Consider the following 17,641-nt stretch of genomic DNA (forward strand, 5'->3'; position numbering starts at 1 on the left):
GGAGCATCTCATGCTTTCCCCACAGTCAACCGAGGTCATTCGCGCCACCCTCCCCGTGGTCGGCGCCGCCATCGGAGATATCACGTCGCGGTTCTACGAGCGAATGTTGACAGCCCACCCGGAACTGGAACGCGATCTGTTCAATCGCGCCAATCAGAAGCAAGGCGAACAGCAAAAGGCCCTCGCCGGTGCAATCGCCGCATTCGCAACGCTGCAACTCGAACCCGATCAGGACAAGGTAGATCTCATCCTGTCCCGCATCGCGCACAAGCATGCATCACTCGGCATTACACCCGATCAGTACGCCATAGTCCACGAGCACCTCTTCGCGGCAATTGTCGAAATCCTCGGCGAGGCAGTAACTCCCGAGGTTGCCGCCGCTTGGGACGAGGTCTACTGGCTGATGGCAGAAACACTGATCTCGATGGAACGTGGCCTCTACGAATTGGCCGGAGTCGAACCTGGTGAGGTGTGGCGCACAGTTCGAATCACCGAACGCGTGCTGCAGTCCGCCGATACCGTGTCCCTGACACTAGCCTCGACCGACGGCAGTGAGCTTCCGACTTTCTCTCCCGGACAATACCTTTCGGTTGGTGTCGTCTTGGCCGACGGCGCTCGTCAGATACGCCAGTACAGTCTGTGCTCGACGCCCAGCAGTTCCGATTGGCGGATCAGCGTCAAGCGAATCTCCGGAGAATTCGACGGCGAGGTGTCGAACTTCCTCTACAGCAACGTCTTCGAAGGTGACACTCTATCCGTCACTACGCCTTTCGGTGATCTCACGATGCCCGACGACGATTCACCGCTGCTACTGGCATCCGCCGGCATCGGATGCACTCCGATGATCGGCATGCTCAACCATCTCGCCGACACCGGGGCGACGCGCTCCGTCTCTGTCATTCATGCCGATCGGTCCATCGCCGATCATGCACACCGAACCGAACTGAGCGCACTCGTCGACAAGATTCCGGCAGCGAAGTTGCATCGCTGGTACGAGGACTTGGGAGTGCACTCATCGCTCGAGGCTGTCACCGAAGGACGAGCGGATCTCCGCGACATCAAACTCGAACCCGATACGCAGGCCTTCCTGTGCGGGCCGATGCCGTTCATGCTGTCGATGCGCGAATCCTTGATCGCACGCGACATTCCGGCGCAGAATATCCACTACGAGGTCTTCGGACCGGACAGCTGGGCAAACGCCTGAGTCAGGAGTATCGATGGCGGAAGAGAATGATCGCGAAACTCTTTCGCGCTGGGCCGATTCCGGAGCGACGTGGCGGGTTCTTCAGCGAACCCCCACATCGATCACGGTGTCACTGTGTCGCTGCGACGGCGGCGAAGAAATGGACCGCCTGACATCCACCGATCCGGACCTACTTACCTGGATCGGTGACCGCCGGGCAAGCGACGAATAGTCAGCTCACCACCGGAAGCTTCAGCAGCCCTGAGCCGTCGGCAAAAATCGTGACCGACAGAAGGAAGCGGGCCCCTCCCTCACTTCACCTTCAACGTCCCGTGCATGCTCGGGTGATAGATGCAGTGGAAGGCATACGTTCCGGCTTGAGTGGGCGCCTTGAAGGATCCGGACCCGTTTGCCCCAACCGTGACGGAAAACAGGCCGGACATGTCCGAGGTGACGGAATGGTTGACACTGCCGTTATTGCGGATCGCGACGACTTGGCCGGGTTCGACGGTTGTCGGCGTCTGATATTCGAAGCCGTTGATGATGATCGTCGGCGCCGCGGCCGCAACACTGTCCGCTTCCACAATCGACACGGTCTGCATTCCGGCCGAGTCACTAGTGGTGTCACCGCACCCGACCAACGCGAATGTCGACAAAAATATTGCAGCGGTTACCGCACAAACCCGCTTCATGGGTTCGGCCTCCTCGTCAGAGCCCCCATCAGGTCCCCGGTGCAATGATTACCCCGGAGCGGCAAACCCAAACCACAAAAGGGGCACCGGTGACGTTCGAAGTACTTGCATTGGTAGCCCTCGCAGGCCTCCTCGGCCCACTGCTGGCGGCGAGGTTGAGCTGGCACGTTCCGGTAGTAGTCGGCGAATTAGCCGCCGGCGTCATTTTGGGAGTGACTGGGTTCGGTCTACTCGACTCCTCGGATCGGACGTTTACGTTCTTGGCGGATATCGGGTTTGCGCTGACGATGTTGGTGGCGGGTTCACATGTGCCGGTTCGCGACCCCGAGGTGCGCGCCGCGATCAGCAAGGGAGCCGGCCGGGCTGTAGTGGTCGGCGCACTTGCCGCCTTGGCCGGTTTCGGGGTGTCGACGGTGTTCGCTACCGGTCATGCGGCGTTGTATGCGGTTCTGATCGCGTCGTCGTCGGCTGCGCTCATTCTTCCGATCGTGGATTCGCTTGCACTCGGCGGTACGTCGGTTCTGCAGATGACAGCGCAGGTCGCCATCGCCGATACCGTGTGCATCGTTGCGCTGCCACTCGTCATCGATCCAGGAAATGCCGTCCGGGCCGCGGTCGGTGCGCTCGTGGTGACCAGTGCAGCGGTAGCAGTATTCTTCGTACTGCGGGCACTGCATCGATCCGGAGATTGGCGACGGCTACACAAGTTTTCGGAGAAGCGGAAGTTCGCGCTCGAACTGCGCATCAATCTGGTGATCCTGTTTTCGCTGGCCGCGTTGGCGGCGAGCACTCACGTGTCCGTTATGCTCGCCGGCTTTGCCTTCGGACTTATCCTGGCTGCGATCGGGGAACCTCGACGCCTCGCGAAACAACTCTTTGCGATCACGGACGGTTTCTTCGCGCCGTTGTTCTTCGTCTGGCTCGGGGCTTCGATCAATCTTCGGGATCTGGTCAGCCATCCGTCGTCGATTGGACTGGGGGTAGCTCTGGGCGGCGCAACCCTGATCGTCCACTCGGCGCTGCGCGCCACGGGTTTACCTCTTTCACTGGGTGTGTTGTCGGCGGCGCAACTCGGTGTTCCGGTTGCTGCGGTGACGGTGGGCTCACAACTGGGAGTGTTGGGAAACGGTGAACCTGCAGCAATTCTTCTCGGGGCTTTGATCACTGTCGGTACTGCAACGTGGGCTGGTTCGGCAGCGGCACGGGCGGGGCTAACCGCCTCTAACTGAATTGCACTGGTTACGAAACCTGCAACAGGTCAGCTACTTACGATACTTTTCGACCAATTCCCTGAAAATACCGAATGTTTCGACGCGATGAATGTTTAGTTTTCTCTTGTCCGAATTCGGTGCCAAGATAGTCACCATGTCGCGCCCGGTTCCCCCACCTTCCGGGAGCAATCCGTGGCGCACGCTCAAAGAATGGTTCGACGAGCCGCACGATTACGAGTGGTTGGGACAGCAGCGGTCCAGCCGTCCGATTCAGCCACTTTTCCGTGCCCTGCTCGGGTTCATGACGATAATTTTCGGGATTACCGCCATCTTCAAATTGATCGGACCGGACGCCCCGCCGACCTTGTTCGGGAAGTACCTTGGGGTCAGCGTTGTCGTCGGATGCTGTCTCGTCGCGGCGTTCTGGTTCACCCAACCGTTTCCGGGACGGCGCGGCCTGATTGCATTCGCGGTCTTTGCCGATATCGGCTTCGCGGGCGCGGTTCTGATGGTTACCGATCGCGAATCGGCAACCTTCGGGTGTATTGCCTTTGTGGTCAGCGGCACCTTCGCCACACTGTTTGTCAGCGCCAGATGGCTTTTGGCGCACGTCGTGTGGGCGACCGGCGTCAGCATCATCGTGTTCTTTCTGGCCTTCCAGGAGACAAATGCCGACACCACTACCCTCATGGCGCGCGCTCTCGTTCTGTTCACCGCAGTCACCCTCCTTCCGATCTTCTCCCATCTGACGTGGCGCACGCTGTACCGCGACGCCCGATTCTCGGATCGGGATCCTCTCACCGGACTGTTGAATCGCCGCGGACTCGACCCCGCGATCTTGGACTTGTTCGAGCACGCCCGGGCCGAGCAGTGGTCTCTCGCCTTTGTGGTTGTCGACATCGACAAGTTCAAGTTGGTCAACGACGTTCACGGACATTTCGAGGGTGACCAGGTAATCAAGAGAACAGCCGACCGCCTCAGCACTCATCTCGGTCAGCGAGCGGTCATCGGCCGGGTCGGCGGCGAAGAATATCTCGCTGCCATATCGGGACCTATCCAGTTGATCAGCGTCTTGATCGGCGGCATTGTCGAGGCAATTTCCAGCCATCCGGACGCAGTACCCACCACTGTGAGCGTCGGCGCGGTGATCATGCCGACGGAATCGAAGGCATGGACCGGCGGGACAACTGCGATTGCGGTCGCGTCGAACGTTGCCGACTCGATGATGTATCAGGCCAAAGCCGCCGGCGGAAACGGCATCCGGACCACGGAGATCTAAAACCGAATAGACAATTGTTTTCTACTTGCTGCATTTCAATGCCAAGATGAACCTCATGTCCGAAACTGCTCCCCGACCGGCAGGGAACAGTTCTTGGTACACGATCAAGGAGTGGTTCTACGAGCCGCACGACTATGAGTGGATAAAGCACCAACGCTCGAGCCGCGCGATTCAACCGATTTTCAGTGCGCTAATCGGTGTGATGACGATAATTTTCGGGCTTTCCGCATTCTTCAAATTGATCGGACCCGATACACCGCCGACCCTCACCGGAAAATCGCTTTCGGTAGTCATGATCACTGCTTCCATTGTGGTTACTGCGTGCTGGTTCGCTCTTCCGTTTCCCGGCCGATTCGGGCTTCTCGCCTACGGCATTTTCGCCGATCTCGGGATCGGCCTGGCAGTCCTCATGGTCACCGACCGCGACTCAGGCACCTTCGGATGCATCATCTTTGCCGTGGGCGGCACCTTCGCAACCTTGTTCGTCAGCGCAAAATGGCTGATAGCACACGTTTTGTGGGCTACCACGATTACTGCCATCGTCTTCGTACTCGCATTTCAGCAAGGCGAAGTCAACATGACAACCCTCCTGGCGCGAGCGACGGTCCTACTCGGCGTCGTGACGCTCATGCCAATCTTTTCGCATCTGGCCTGGCGCACGTTGTACCGTGACGCCCGCGATTCAGATCGCGATCCGCTCACCGGACTGTATAACCGGCGCGGACTCGACGCCGCAATCGCCGAACTACTCGAGCACGCCAGAACAAGAGAAGAATGCCTGGCGTTCATCGTCATCGATATCGACAAGTTCAAGCTGGTCAACGATATTTACGGGCATTCCGAAGGCGACCATGTCATCCAGAGAACAGCAAGCCGCTTGACGCTCCATTTTGGTCACTACGGGGTCATCGGGCGCGTCGGCGGCGAAGAATATCTGGCAGTCATATCCGGGGCGCCGGACAAAATTTCCTACCTGATCGACAGCACCAATTCCGCGTTGTCCGACGATCAGGATTCGATACCCACCACGGTGAGCGTCGGTGGGGTAATCATGCCTACCGATTCGAAGACATGGGCCGGTGGGGCGTCGGCAATTTCGCTGGCTTCGAACGTCGCGGATTCGCTGATGTATCAAGCGAAGACTGCCGGCGGAAACGGATTACGGACGACTGAAATCTGAATCGAGCGGATGAAAGTTCTGCCCGGACGAAGTCGCTGTAGCAGCAAGATACGCCTCGAGTTGAGCAGCATTCAGTGGCTTACTGATATGAAATCCTTGAATCAGATCGCACCCGACTGCTTGGACTCGACGCAGTTGCACCGGCGTTTCCACACCTTCGGCGAGCGACACCATGCCCAGTAGCGAGGCGAGTTCCACCACTGATTTCACGACGGCCATCTGATGATCGGCACAGTCGACGATGAAAAACCGATCAATCTTGAGGACATCGATGGGAAGCCGTTGAAGTGTCGCGAAAGACGAATATCCGGTACCGAAATCGTCGAGGGCGACGGTAACTCCCAGAGACCTCAATGTGTGGAGATCCGAGATTGCCCGGTCCTCGACAACGCCGGTTTCGGTGATTTCGAGTTGCAACGACTTGGGGTCCAATCCAGTGGCGTCCAGCGCACTTTCGACCATCTTGCAGAAGTCGATCGAGAGCAATTGCACCGGTGAAACATTGACGGCGACACGCATCCCCGCTGGCCATTTCGCAGCTTCGGCGCAGGCGAGTGCCATTGCCTGGGCGCCGAGCGGAATGATCATGCCGGTCTCTTCGGCCACACCGATGAACTGGCTCGGCCCAATGAGTCCCTTTACCGGATGGTTCCACCGGAGGAGGGCTTCAAACGCCACAACCTGCCCGGTTGTAGCGTTCACCTGCGGTTGGTAATGAAGTTCGAACTGGTTGGCCGCGATCCCTCGGTCCAATTCCTGCTGAGCTGTGGCCCGCTCCGACGCCCAGGCGCGCAACGCCGGCGAAAACTTGCCCACCCTGTTTCGGCCGGTCGATTTAGCCTCGTTCAGTGCCAGATCGGCGAGCATCACCAATTCGTCGGCGTCCCCGGCATCGTCGGGATTGTTGGCGTACCCGATTGTGGCACGGACTTCGATGCGATTGCCCGCAATGTAGAAGGGTTCCTGCAGTACGTCGAGATATCGTTCGAATCCGACGTACGAGTTTCGTCCGGCTGGGACATGCGCGACTATCCCGAATTCGTCGCCACCCATTCGCGCAAAAACATCAGAGCCCGCAACGGTTCGAAGACGGTCGGTAACGGCGAGGAGCAATCGGTCTCCGACGGGATGCCCGAGTGTGTCGTTGACCGACTTGAAGTTATCGAGATCGAGAATCGCGACGCGTACTCGGTCGAGGTTGCCGCGTCCGTTGATCGCTCGTTCCAACTCCGATCCGAAGGACCTCCGGTTCGGGAGACCCGTCAGGGAATCGGTTGCTGCCAGTCGCAGAATTTCCTGCTCGTGAACGTAACGCTCGGTGATATCGGATCCGACACCTCGCCAACCACGGATCTCACCGTCCTCGAGCACTCGGGGACTCGCTGAGAATGACCACCACCGTCGGTCTCCGTCTATCCGAATGGGAACCACTATGTCCCGGAACGGTGTTGTCCGCTCGAACTTGTCGACCAGTAGTTCCGCAGCCGCCTTACCCTCATCGCTGGAGGTGATCTCGAGGTGATTGAGTAATTGCCCGAACGTCATGTCCTGCAGATCGCTCACGGACAGTCCGCTGAGCTGGGATAACCGCGGAGATATGTGCGAAAAACGTCCGTCGGTGTCGACTTCCCACAGCCAGTCTCTCGATCCACCTTCGAACCCGTCGAGCAGCAGCGACACCGTCTGGCGTTCTGAATCGGCTTGAATTTCTGCCATCCAACGTCGCTGAAATGACGCCGAAAGATACATCGCGCCGACGGTGAGAGCAAACATGTAGATCGCCAGTTGGATCGCGAGCACTGGCAAATACGGTTCGGAATGCATCGAGAACACAATCATCAAGCCCAGTCCGTGGATGTATATCCACGAGAGACTGGCCGAGCGAACTGTATAGAAATTGATGGTGCCGGCACCCATGACTCCAGCCATCGTCGCGATAATTACCACGTCGTAGTTGGAGTCGATCGTCGTGAACAACTTCGAGAACAGCACGATGTCGAGAATCGCGATCACCACAACTTCGAGCATCAGCCCTATGTAATCGAAGCGCGTCGACTGTCTCCATCTCGGCACTCTCAGAGAAACTGCAACGCGAGTCGAGTTGAGGAAAACCAGCAGGATGGTGATCCCACCCAACACACGAACCACTGTTTGTTCCGGCGGAATGACGAACACGATTACCGAACCGATGCCGAGTATGAACGCCATGTTCGAGAGCGGTGCGACAGAAGCGGTCTCGTCGAGTTGGCGGCGAAAGAAATCTCCGCGCTCGGATGCTGACAACGCGAATCGACGTCCAGGTTGCCTAACACCCGTCAGCATTCAGGTGACCTGACTCCGTCGCAGGTCCACGTAGCCGCGGTCGGACGCCGGTTTTCAAACATCCGAACCCCCTCCGTTGTCCTTATCGAGTGCACTACCCGTTACGGGCGATTTTCCCGACTCGGCGACTGTTTCGCAACCCCCGTTGCCATTCCCGAAGAATCCTTTTGGTGAAGTTCACTCTATATCGAGCCGAGAGGTCACAAACCACTGCTTGCCTCGAAGTTTTCCTCAATCCCTCCCAACGGGAGTTCGCGGAACCCTGCCTGTCCCGAACAATCCCGCAATCGCCAGGAGCGCCGCAACTGCGAACGCCACGCGCAATGCCTCCAGCCTGGCCTCGGAATTGACGTCGACAATCGCCGTAGTGGCCTGTTCGCTGACCCCCGCTGCGGTGAGTGCGCTCTGAAGTTCCGTGGTCGACAGGAACGGAACACCCGAAGCCAGGTCCGTTGTGGCCTGCTGCTGCACCGACATCGGCACTGCAGGATTGCCCTCGATACCCGCGATCACTGATGTGGTGAGGGTGGCGATCAGCACCGAACCAATCAGAGCAGTCCCCAATGACGCTCCGAGATTGGTGGCCGTGTTCTGCAGGCCTCCCACTTCCGCGCTCTCCTCATCCGGAACGGACGACACAGTGACAGCACCGAGTTGGGACGACAAACTTCCCAGCCCGAACCCCATGAACAACATCGGGACCATCACGACTGCGGCATTTGCGCCCGGATCCATCCCGGCGACGAGCAGCAGAATTCCGACAATCATCGACAGCAGTCCCAACCGAACGATGCGACGAGGGTTTGCGTTCGGCAACAGCTTCGGAATTCCGATGGCCGCCAACACAAGTGCTGCAGAGAGCGGAAGAATCCGGATCCCGGTCTCGAGGGCACTCAATTCGAGAACTACGGACAGAAATAACGGAACGGCAAAGAACACTCCGGCTTGCACGAGAAACTGAACGAAGAACATGAAAAGACCACCGCTGAGTTGCCGGTTTCGCAACATCGCCGGATCCATCAACGGCTCTCGTCCAGCGTCTACCAGCCGTGTCTCCCACCGCAGGAAGCCGTAGACCACCAGCAACCCACCGATCAGCAACCACACAACAGGTGAGAGTCCGACAACCTCCGGCCCTCCAGGCTTTGCCTGCACCCATCCCCACTCACTCGAACGCAGCACCCCGAACACGATCATGCCCAGCCCCACCACCGACAGAACCGAACCGACCCCGTCCAACCGCGACTTGACCGGCGGCACGTCGGCGACTTTGCGAAGAACAGCGAGAATCAGGACCACCAGGACCACTTCTCCGACAAAGACATAGCGCCACGACGCAAAAGTGGTGACGGCCCCGCCGAGCAGAGGTCCGACCGCTACGGCCATCGCCCCCGCTGCTGCAACCAATCCATATGCGGCGGGACGCTTTTCGGCCGAAAAGTTGGTCGCAACCAACGCTACGATGGCGGGCATGATCAGCGCCGCCCCCACCCCCTCGAGGAAGGACCAACCGATCAGCAGCACAGCAAGATTGGGTGCGATCGCCGTCGTGAACGAACCCACCCCGTAGATAATCAGTCCGAGCGCAAATGCTTTTCGACGCCCGATCATCGACCCGACTTTGCTGCCCGTGATCATCAGCGTCGCCATCACCAGCGTGTACAGCGTGATGGCGGTCTGGATACCGGTGATAGTGGTGCCGACGTCCGCGGCAACAGTGGCCATCGAAACATTCATGACCGAACTGTCGAGAGTCATCAGGAACTGGCTACATGCCAACACCGCGAGGACCAAGCCTGAACCTACCTGCGTTGCAGAAACCTCACGGGTCATTCTGGCGGAGTACCCAGCGCAACGTATCTCGAAGCATCAGCGCCCGCTCAACTGCTCAGCCCACGCTCCGACATCACCTCGCTCCAACGCAACCGCAAGCAACTCCGGAAACTTGTCCGGTGTGCACGCAAATGCCGGGATGCCCAGAGCACCCAGCGCAGTCGCATTGTCGTGATCGAACGAGGGTGCCCCGTCGTCGGAGAGTGCCAACAGCACCACGACCTGCACGCCGGCCGTTTTCATGGCCGCCATGCGTCGAAGCATCTCGTTGCGGATACCGCCCTCGTACAGATCGGAAATGAGCACGAACATCGACTCTGCCGGCCGCGTGATCAACGACTGGCTGTACGCAATTGCCCGGTTGATGTCGGTGCCACCGCCCAGTTGCGTTCCGAACAGAACATCAACCGGATCGGACAGCTTCTCGGTCAGGTCCACGACCGCGGTATCGAACACCACCAGCGACGTCCTCAATGCTCGCATCGATGCCAGGACGGCACCGAACACCGAGGCATAGACAACACTCGAGGCCATCGAACCCGACTGATCGATGGCCAGGACTACGTCCCGCTGCACCGATGCAGATTTCCTCCCGACCCCGATCAGCCTCTCCGGCACCACAGTTCGGTACTCCGGTAGGTAGTTCTTCAAGTTGGCGGCGATAGTCCGATTCCAATCGATATCGCGCAGTGCCGGATTAGATGTTCGGGCCGACCTGTTGAGTGCTCCGGTCACTGCCGCCTTGGTCTTCTGTGCAATGCGCTCCTCGACTTCGCGCACCACCTTGCCGACGACCATGCGGGCTGTGGCCTTACTTGCCTCCGGCATCACCTGATTGAGACTGAGCAGAGTTCCCACCAGATGTACGTCGGGTTCCACCGCGTCGAGCAGTTCTGGCTCGAGCAGCAAATGCGTCAATCCGAGTCGATCGATAGCGTCCTTCTGCATCACCTGCACAACTGTGCTGGGAAAGTAGGTACGGATATCGCCCAGCCAACGTGCAACTTTGGGCGCCGACGCCCCCAGCCCGGCCGAGCGACGACTCCCCTTCTTCGGGCCGGAGTTGTCGTACAGAGCGGCGAGCGCCGCATCCATCTGGGTGTCGCCCGGTTGTCCCAGCCCGCCCAGTGACTCGTCGGCGGACTCTCCGAGCATCAATCGCCATCGACGCAGCCGCTGGTCGTCATCACTCATGCTCATGCACCCACCCCCAGGATTGCGGCAACGACACCCAGAGCCGCTCGCCCTCTTCGTGCATCGGTCTCCACTGCCGACTCCACCAGCCGACCACCACGCACTGCCTGCCCGATCGCACGTCGCTCCGCTGCCTCGAATGCACCGAACGTTCGCCGCAGAAGTGGCAGTGTGTCGATGAAATCCTGCTCGCGGAGTTCACGCACCCAACTGTCGATCAAGTCCAGTAGCGCCCGATCATGTACGAGGACCAAACCTCCCCCGCCGAGGAACCCGTCCACCCAGCCCGCCTTGTCAGTGGCAGCACTGCCGATGGACAGCGATCGCGACAAACGCTCCGCCGCATCGGTTTCCGTGATCGAACCAGCATCACGAAGCAGTCGAACCATCCGTCCCACCAACATCCCGTTGACATCGTCACGGTCGATCACACTCCGCATCGCACCGAGCCAACGCGCAGTCGACTCGGCGTCGTTGCGCATCATCACGGCGCCGTGAACGTTGTCGACGAGAGCACGAAACTCCGCAGCACTGGCATCGTCCATGCCGGTCACAGCTACGGGCAGTCCTGTACAGATACGGATCAGCAATCCGTCGCCGACGTCGACGAGCGCCGAGACGTCGGTACCCCGTACGTCGCCGTACCGCAGGGTTCGCGTCAGCGGCGGCAGCGCCGCCATCAGGTGTGACACATCATGGTCGAGAGCTGCAACAGTTTTCACACTCGTCAGCACTTCCGATAGTGCTTCGGGAAGATTCGCGAGGAGCGAGCATTCTAACAGCCCGATCAACTCTGCCAACGTAATTCCCGGCGTTTTCACCTGCGACACCACTCTGGCCGCGGCGCCGCCGGATACCGTCGTACCCCACAGGGATGCCTCGATCACCGACACCGAGAATTCCGGCTTCCATTGAAGTTCCCACGTTTCGCGGAAGGTGCCGGTGGATTGAATGTCACTATCCGCCGGCCGACCCCAACCGATGTCGAGAATGCTCAATCGGTGAAGGAAATGCGAGCGCTCGATGTCGATATCGCGACGAAGATCAAGATCCAGATTCTTTGCGCCAGCTTGCTGTTTGAGTCGCAGGGTCTTTGCCCGCGCCCGCAGATCCGCTTCCAACGGAACAGTCGGCGTTTCTTCCGGCACAGCACCCAAGGCTTCGCCGACCACTAACTTTCTCGTGACCAGATCCAGCAGGACGTCGTTGCCCTCGCACATCACCGAGCGCGTCGCTTCGGTCACTTCCGACAAGCCTGCCAACGGTCGGGACCGTAACGCAGCCAGCGCATCGGCCAATCGCACTGCTTCGATAACGTGCGCACTCGAAATCGGCAAATCCTCCGCGCGCAGCACTCGTGCGACTTTTGTAAGCCACCGTGCAATGGTGTTGTCCGTGGCAGTAAAGAGGTGGTGATACCAACCGGGAGAAGTGATTCCGGCTCCGTAGCCCGACACCGACGCAAGTCGCGAATGCGTCCAGGGAACCCACGTCAACGAAGTCTTGATCTTGGCCATTCCCTTGAGGATTCGCGCATCCACCGTGGCCGGACCGAGCGGACCCACCAGAGCCGGCGCATGCCACGCCCCGCACACGATTGCTACACGTTGCGCACCGTCCTTGAGCGTCTTGCGGAGCACCTGACGCATGTACGCTTCGCGGTGGGCAGTTTCCTCGTCGATCGGCACGGTTTCACGCAGAGCAATCATGGCATCGGTGATCGCATCAAAGACTTCGAAACCGGAAGCATGTGTGCCAGAATCTGATTCGACAACCGAATCCCACCAACGCTCGGTATCGTCATACCCCGCTGCAGCCGCCAACTCTGCCAACGGATCGCCCTCACGCGTAGTGCGCGCGTCCGACTCCGCCAGCAGATTGAACGCGGGTAGATCACAGAAACGTGCTGCAGCACCGTTGTGCGCAGCCCACTGCAATGCCTGCCATTCCGGGGAGAACACAGAAAAGGGCCAGAACGCAGCCTTCGACGGTTCACCAGTGACGTACGCGAGCAACGCAACCGGCGGCGCCATCGAGTCCGACGCCGCCAGCATCACCAACGGATCCGCATCCGAAGGCCCTTCGATGAGCACGACGTCCGGCAAAAACTCGTCGAGCGCACGCCGGACCGCCCGAGCCGAACCAGGTCCGTGGTGCCGGATTCCGAAGACCCGAACCCTGCTGTCTCGCAAGGCCCGATCATGGATGGGCAGGCTCACCCGGTTACCTCACGGCACGCCCGGTAGAAGTCGGACCAGTCGCCCCGTTCACGAACCACGGCTTCGAGGTACTCGTTCCAGACCACCTTGTCGGCAACCGGATCCTTGACGACCGTGCCCAAGATGCCCGCTGCCACGTCGGAGGCTCGCAGCACACCGTCTCCAAAATGTGCCGACAACGCGAGCCCGTTGGTGATCACGGAAATAGCTTCAGCCGTAGACAATGTGCCGGAAGGAGATTTGAGCTTGGTTCGGCCATCAGACGTAGTGCCGGAACGTAGTTCACGGAACACAGTGACTACGCGCCTGATTTCGTCGGCGGCAGCCGGCACTGCCGGAAGCTCCAGTGCAGCACCCAACTGCTCGACGCGTCGGGCCACGATGGCAACCTCGTCTTCCTCACTGGCCGGCAACGGCAGCACGACGGTATTGAACCGTCGACGCAGAGCGGAGGAGAGATCGTTGACCCCACGATCTCGATCATTTGCTGTAGCAATGAGGTTGAAGCCTTTGGACGCCTGCACTTCGGTGCCCAGTTCGGGGACCGGCAACGTCTTCTCGGAGAGAATGGTGATGAGCGCATCCTGTACGTCGGCCGGGATGCGAGTCAGTTCCTCGATGCGAGCGATCTTGCCGGTTTCCATTGCCGTCATCACCGGCGAAGGCACCATTGCGCCGGCAGTCGGCCCCTCGGACAGGAGCCGCGCGTAGTTCCAGCCGTATCGGATCGCCTCTTCCGGCGTGCCCGACGTGCCCTGAACCAGGAGCGTCGAGGCGCCGGAAATTGCAGCCGAAAGATGTTCGGAAACCCAAGTTTTGGCTGTTCCGGGAACACCGAGGAGGAGAAGTGCGCGGTCGGTCGCAAGAGTTGCGACGGCCACCTCCATGAGCCGACGGGGACCGACATACTTGGGCGAAATGACGGTACCGTCGTCCAAGGTTCCGCCGAGCACGTACGTGACCACAGCCCACGGTGAAAGGTTCCATGACGGCGGGCGCGGGCGCGTGTCGGCGGCCGCCAGTGCAGCAAGTTCGTGCGCGTACTCCTGCTCGGCATGCGGACGCATCAACGAGGTCGGGTCGGTTGTAGCCGTCATGTGAGCTCCTCGAGCAGGGTCTTGCGGTGGACAATTGTGGTGGCAACCTTGATGAAAGATTGTTGCCAGTCGATATCTCGAGCGCGCTCGGCCGCCCGGTTCAGCAAAGGCACTGCGCTGTAAGGAAAGTTTGCCTGCGCAAGACGCAGCGAGGCTGCATACTTGTAGCGCGAGAACTCGTTGGCGCGGGCGCCGCCGTCCGCGCGTCGGGCCGCCACTCGTTCCCACTGCGCAATGACGGACGCGGTGATGTCCGCGGGCCACGGGCGAGGAAGAGCCTCATAGATTGCCGCCCGGTCCGGATGGAGCACATTGGCGTCGCCGGTTCCGGACAGTAGGAGGTCGGCCAACGCGCGTCCGGGGATCAAAGGGAGCAAGCGCCTGTCGGTCGACAAGCCGCGGACAGTGAAGATCGCCTCGGCCCACTCCGAGTTATGCTGCAACACAGCTGCAGTGGACCACGCGTCATGCAGTATTGGTTCCCAGACTCCGTCGGTGATCGAACTCAACACCGCGGCAGGTTCACCGATCATGGTGTTCCACAGCGTCAACGGCGCCGCGGCAATTGCCTGCCGCATATACTCGGCCCGGTAGTCGGTGTGCGGGTTCGGCCGGTCTTCGATACCGTCACGACGGGCTGCAGTGTCAATTTCGTCGGGAACATCAACGACGATCCCGCCCTGTTCCACGTGAACCCATGTTTGCACTCGCTGAGCCATCCGCTCCGCACACTGCGACCCCGGCAGTCGCCGCAGCATGTTGACCGCTTCGCGTCGTACATCTTTCCGTTTGTCGTCAAGAGCATGTTCGAGGAGCGGAATATCGTCAGCAGACAATCCAGCGGCCAGCGCTGCGAGAAATGCTGCTTTGTGTTCTCCCCGTTCGGTTTCCCAGGTTTGCGACAACTCGGCCAAGGCCAGGGCGGGATCACTTCGACGAGCATCGGCCAACCACTGGAGTCGCTCTGCGGGAGTGCCGTGACGCCAAAGTCCCGGGCCGGCATCGCGGTGGCGGATCAGCATGGACCACTCCGGATTTCGGGCAGCCAACCACTGCCCACGCTCACCGACAATGCGCAGAATGTTCTCACGATACAGCTCATTGGCACGGGCGTAGGAAAGGAGCTCTGCCACAAGATGATCCGGCGCCCGAAAGTTGCGCTCGATCGCCAATGCGAACCAGTCGTCAAGCAGCGTGGCCTTGGCCGCGAGCATAGACACCAAATGCGCCGACGACGATTCGGGGAGCGTCAATCTCGGATCATCCCGGGCGGGCGGAGGCACTTCCGCTGTGGTGGAACCCGCTCCCCCGGCACGGTAGGCACGCTCGAGAGCTGCAGCGGTGAGGAGAACTGCAGCAGAGTCTCCGTCGCACGTTTCCGCCGCGCCGCGTACGTCGGCGGGAAGATCTTCGAAAGCTACAGCCGTGCGCGAGGTTCCGAGCAGAGCCGTCGACATCAAGCTGCTCACAGCGCGATCACCTGGCCGCTCGCGAATACCGAAATCGGGCTGACGGCACAGGCATTCCACGTACCGCACACTGTCACCGGATAACCTCCGGAAATACCGAGCAGGGTCCAGAGCGAATCGCCTTCCGCGGGAAGCGCCGCACCGGTTTCATCGACCAGGAACCACGAGCCGTCGACGTACGACGGTGTTACCGCGCTGATCATCATCGGCCAGGATCGCAGCCACGGATCAGCACTCACCGCATCGGCATAACTCTGCAAGGTGCCGTCGATGCTGCCGCGTGGCACCGTCGTGAACGGCTCCGCTTCACTGTGCAAGTTTCCCAGTCGCGCCCGCAGTGCCGCCGCACCGGGATAAAAATGGAGATCGGCGTCAATCTGATATCCGACAACGGGCGGGACAACTCCGGAGAAGTTGGGGGAACCGTGCGAAAAGTCGAGCAGTACAGCCCATTGGCCGGTAACTCGACCAAGCAACCAGACAGTACGGGTGAAGAGCCGTTTTTCCTCGGTGACCCGAGTGCCCATCACCATCCAGTGATCGCGAACGGGTGGGCGCTCCATGACGCTGTCGGTGCCGACCGGATAGCCCACCTGCGCGCGTACCGAATCTTGAAGGGATTCAGGAAGTTCGGCAATCTTCTGATGCGCGGCGACCAGGAGATGCAGGCGCGCGAGTTCGTCGAGCACTTTTTCAGGCCAGTTCTCGTTCGACGCCACGATGCCCGCCAAAGTACGCAGCGTTCCCGCGACCCCGGGGGCTTGGGCGTCGACCATACGCGCGGCTACCGCGTCCAACGCCTCCCACGATTTGTCCATCGCTGCCAGCCCGCCCCGGATCTGGTCGGTGATCCACAGGTCGAGTTCGACGAGTCCACCGGCCACTCGCTCGGCACGTTTCTGAGCGGTGGAAGGGTCGACAATTTTCGTCGCGGCCGGTCGAGTGGTTACCGCCTTCTCTTCCCGACGGTCCAGCCACTCGGCGGCAAAATCGGCAGGCTCCGATGCCGTCGGCACACGCCCTTCGGACCATTCGACGAGCAGACCCAAGGTGTGCTTGCACGGGAACTTACGACTAGGGCACGAGCACTTGTACGCGGGGCCACTCAAGTCGACTATTGCCTGGTAAGGCTTGGACCCGCTGCCCTGGCACAGGCCCCAGAGACTGTTCTCGTGGTGACCGGTGAGCGTCCAGGATCCTGCCAGTTTCCTCGCAGCAGCCAACGAGGTGACGTCGGGAGCTACCGATGCCACCTGCCCAGCCGTCCACGGAGAAGTCACTCGAATACCGTAGGGCAACCTGCCGACACCGACACCGGTCTCACTTCAAGATCCCGTGCAACAGCAGGTCTGTCAGCGACGTGGCGATGCTTTCGAGGTCGTCCACGTTGCGGATCGACAGCGCGAAAATCGCAGTACCGGCCATTACGTCGAGCAGCGTAGTTGCCTTGATTTCCGGACGCACTTGCCCAGTCCGAGTCCAGTCAGCGAGGCTCTGGGTAAGTTTCTCGCGCACTCCCGCCTGCAAACGCTCGTCCAGCATCTTCTGCAGAGTCGGATCTGCCCGCATCTCGCTCATCAGGCCGGGGATAGCTTCACGGACCACCGGGTCGCCGAAAAGGGCGATGGTACCGAAAACCAGTCTCCTGACCTCATTTTCGATCTGATCTTCGGAGATCCATTCGGGTGTCAACGGGGGGAACACGGCCTCGTGCACGATATGGGCCTTCGACGGCCAACGCCGGTAGACGGCTGGGCGACCGACACCTGCCGCCGAAGCGATGCCGTGGATCGTCATGCCGGAATAACCCACTTCGACCAGCAGTCGACGAGTCGCGGCCAGGACCGCCGCGTCGACAGCCGGGTCTTGATGGGGCCCCAGCTTGTGGGTAGTACGTCCTTGCGCCACGAAACTCCCCCTTGACATCTATGCGACTGAGGTTACATGCTTCGCAATAAGGCG

At 60.2% G+C, this 17,641-nt stretch carries 14 protein-coding genes; 5 read left to right on the plus strand and 9 right to left on the minus strand.

Annotation, left to right across the window (positions count from 1 at the left end; all coding sequences use genetic code 11):
- Nucleotides 1–10 precede the first annotated feature (10 nt).
- On the plus strand, nt 11–1,204 hold the full coding sequence (locus BDB13_RS03310; RefSeq protein WP_094270393.1) for a globin domain-containing protein: 1,194 nt from the start codon (nt 11–13) through the stop codon (nt 1,202–1,204).
- Between the two features lie 13 nt (nt 1,205–1,217).
- Entirely contained in the window at nt 1,218–1,415 is a 198-nt protein-coding gene (locus BDB13_RS03315; RefSeq protein ID WP_094270394.1) for a hypothetical protein, read from the plus strand.
- Nucleotides 1,416–1,494: 79 nt separating this feature from the next.
- On the opposite strand, the gene BDB13_RS03320 is transcribed toward BDB13_RS03315, so the two are convergent.
- On the minus strand, nt 1,495–1,875 hold the full coding sequence (locus BDB13_RS03320; RefSeq protein ID WP_094270395.1) for a cupredoxin domain-containing protein: 381 nt from the start codon (nt 1,873–1,875) through the stop codon (nt 1,495–1,497).
- Between the two features lie 89 nt (nt 1,876–1,964).
- On the opposite strand from BDB13_RS03320, the gene BDB13_RS03325 reads away from it, so the two are divergent.
- The 3 genes from BDB13_RS03325 to BDB13_RS03335 all read left to right on the plus strand — a co-directional run bounded on the left by BDB13_RS03325 (nt 1,965) and on the right by BDB13_RS03335 (nt 5,545).
- Entirely contained in the window at nt 1,965–3,104 is a 1,140-nt protein-coding gene (locus tag BDB13_RS03325) for a cation:proton antiporter (protein ID WP_094270396.1), read from the plus strand.
- A 136-nt stretch (nt 3,105–3,240) separates the two neighbouring features.
- The gene (locus tag BDB13_RS03330; protein ID WP_094274642.1) at nt 3,241–4,365 is read left to right on the plus strand and encodes a GGDEF domain-containing protein; all 1,125 of its coding nucleotides are present in this window, start codon (nt 3,241–3,243) and stop codon (nt 4,363–4,365) included.
- A gap of 55 nt (nt 4,366–4,420) precedes the next feature.
- Nucleotides 4,421–5,545 carry a GGDEF domain-containing protein gene (locus BDB13_RS03335; RefSeq protein WP_254922687.1) on the plus strand — a complete coding sequence of 375 codons (1,125 nt, stop codon included), beginning with the start codon at nt 4,421–4,423 and terminating at the stop codon, nt 5,543–5,545.
- On the opposite strand, the gene BDB13_RS03340 is transcribed toward BDB13_RS03335, so the two are convergent.
- The 8 genes from BDB13_RS03340 to BDB13_RS03375 all read right to left on the minus strand — a co-directional run bounded on the left by BDB13_RS03340 (nt 5,525) and on the right by BDB13_RS03375 (nt 17,587).
- The gene (locus BDB13_RS03340) at nt 5,525–7,867 is read right to left on the minus strand and encodes a putative bifunctional diguanylate cyclase/phosphodiesterase (RefSeq protein WP_094270397.1); all 2,343 of its coding nucleotides are present in this window, start codon (nt 7,865–7,867) and stop codon (nt 5,525–5,527) included. The two genes, BDB13_RS03335 and BDB13_RS03340, sit on opposite strands and share 21 nt — an antisense overlap.
- A gap of 231 nt (nt 7,868–8,098) precedes the next feature.
- Entirely contained in the window at nt 8,099–9,700 is a 1,602-nt protein-coding gene (locus BDB13_RS03345) for an MFS transporter (RefSeq protein ID WP_094270398.1), read from the minus strand.
- A 36-nt stretch (nt 9,701–9,736) separates the two neighbouring features.
- Entirely contained in the window at nt 9,737–10,894 is a 1,158-nt protein-coding gene (locus BDB13_RS03350) for a VWA domain-containing protein (RefSeq protein ID WP_094270399.1), read from the minus strand.
- A gap of 2 nt (nt 10,895–10,896) precedes the next feature.
- Complete coding sequence (locus tag BDB13_RS03355) at nt 10,897–13,113, minus strand: DUF5682 family protein (protein WP_254922688.1); 2,217 nt, start codon at nt 13,111–13,113, stop codon at nt 10,897–10,899.
- Nucleotides 13,110–14,210 carry an ATP-binding protein gene (locus BDB13_RS03360; protein ID WP_094270400.1) on the minus strand — a complete coding sequence of 367 codons (1,101 nt, stop codon included), beginning with the start codon at nt 14,208–14,210 and terminating at the stop codon, nt 13,110–13,112. Before BDB13_RS03360 ends, BDB13_RS03355 begins: the two co-directional genes overlap by 4 nt.
- Nucleotides 14,207–15,679, minus strand: coding sequence for a DUF5691 domain-containing protein (locus BDB13_RS03365; protein ID WP_094270401.1), 1,473 nt, complete (start codon nt 15,677–15,679; stop codon nt 14,207–14,209). Before BDB13_RS03365 ends, BDB13_RS03360 begins: the two co-directional genes overlap by 4 nt.
- Nucleotides 15,676–16,959: an SWIM zinc finger family protein gene (locus tag BDB13_RS03370; protein ID WP_094270402.1), complete on the minus strand. Its 1,284-nt coding sequence runs from the start codon at nt 16,957–16,959 to the stop codon at nt 15,676–15,678. Before BDB13_RS03370 ends, BDB13_RS03365 begins: the two co-directional genes overlap by 4 nt.
- A gap of 40 nt (nt 16,960–16,999) precedes the next feature.
- Complete coding sequence (locus BDB13_RS03375; protein WP_254922689.1) at nt 17,000–17,587, minus strand: TetR/AcrR family transcriptional regulator; 588 nt, start codon at nt 17,585–17,587, stop codon at nt 17,000–17,002.
- Between the last annotated feature and the right edge of the window lie 54 nt (nt 17,588–17,641).

Origin of the sequence: Rhodococcus sp. OK302 (genome assembly GCF_002245895.1) — a bacterium.
Classification (GTDB): Bacteria; Actinomycetota; Actinomycetes; order Mycobacteriales; family Mycobacteriaceae; genus Rhodococcus_F.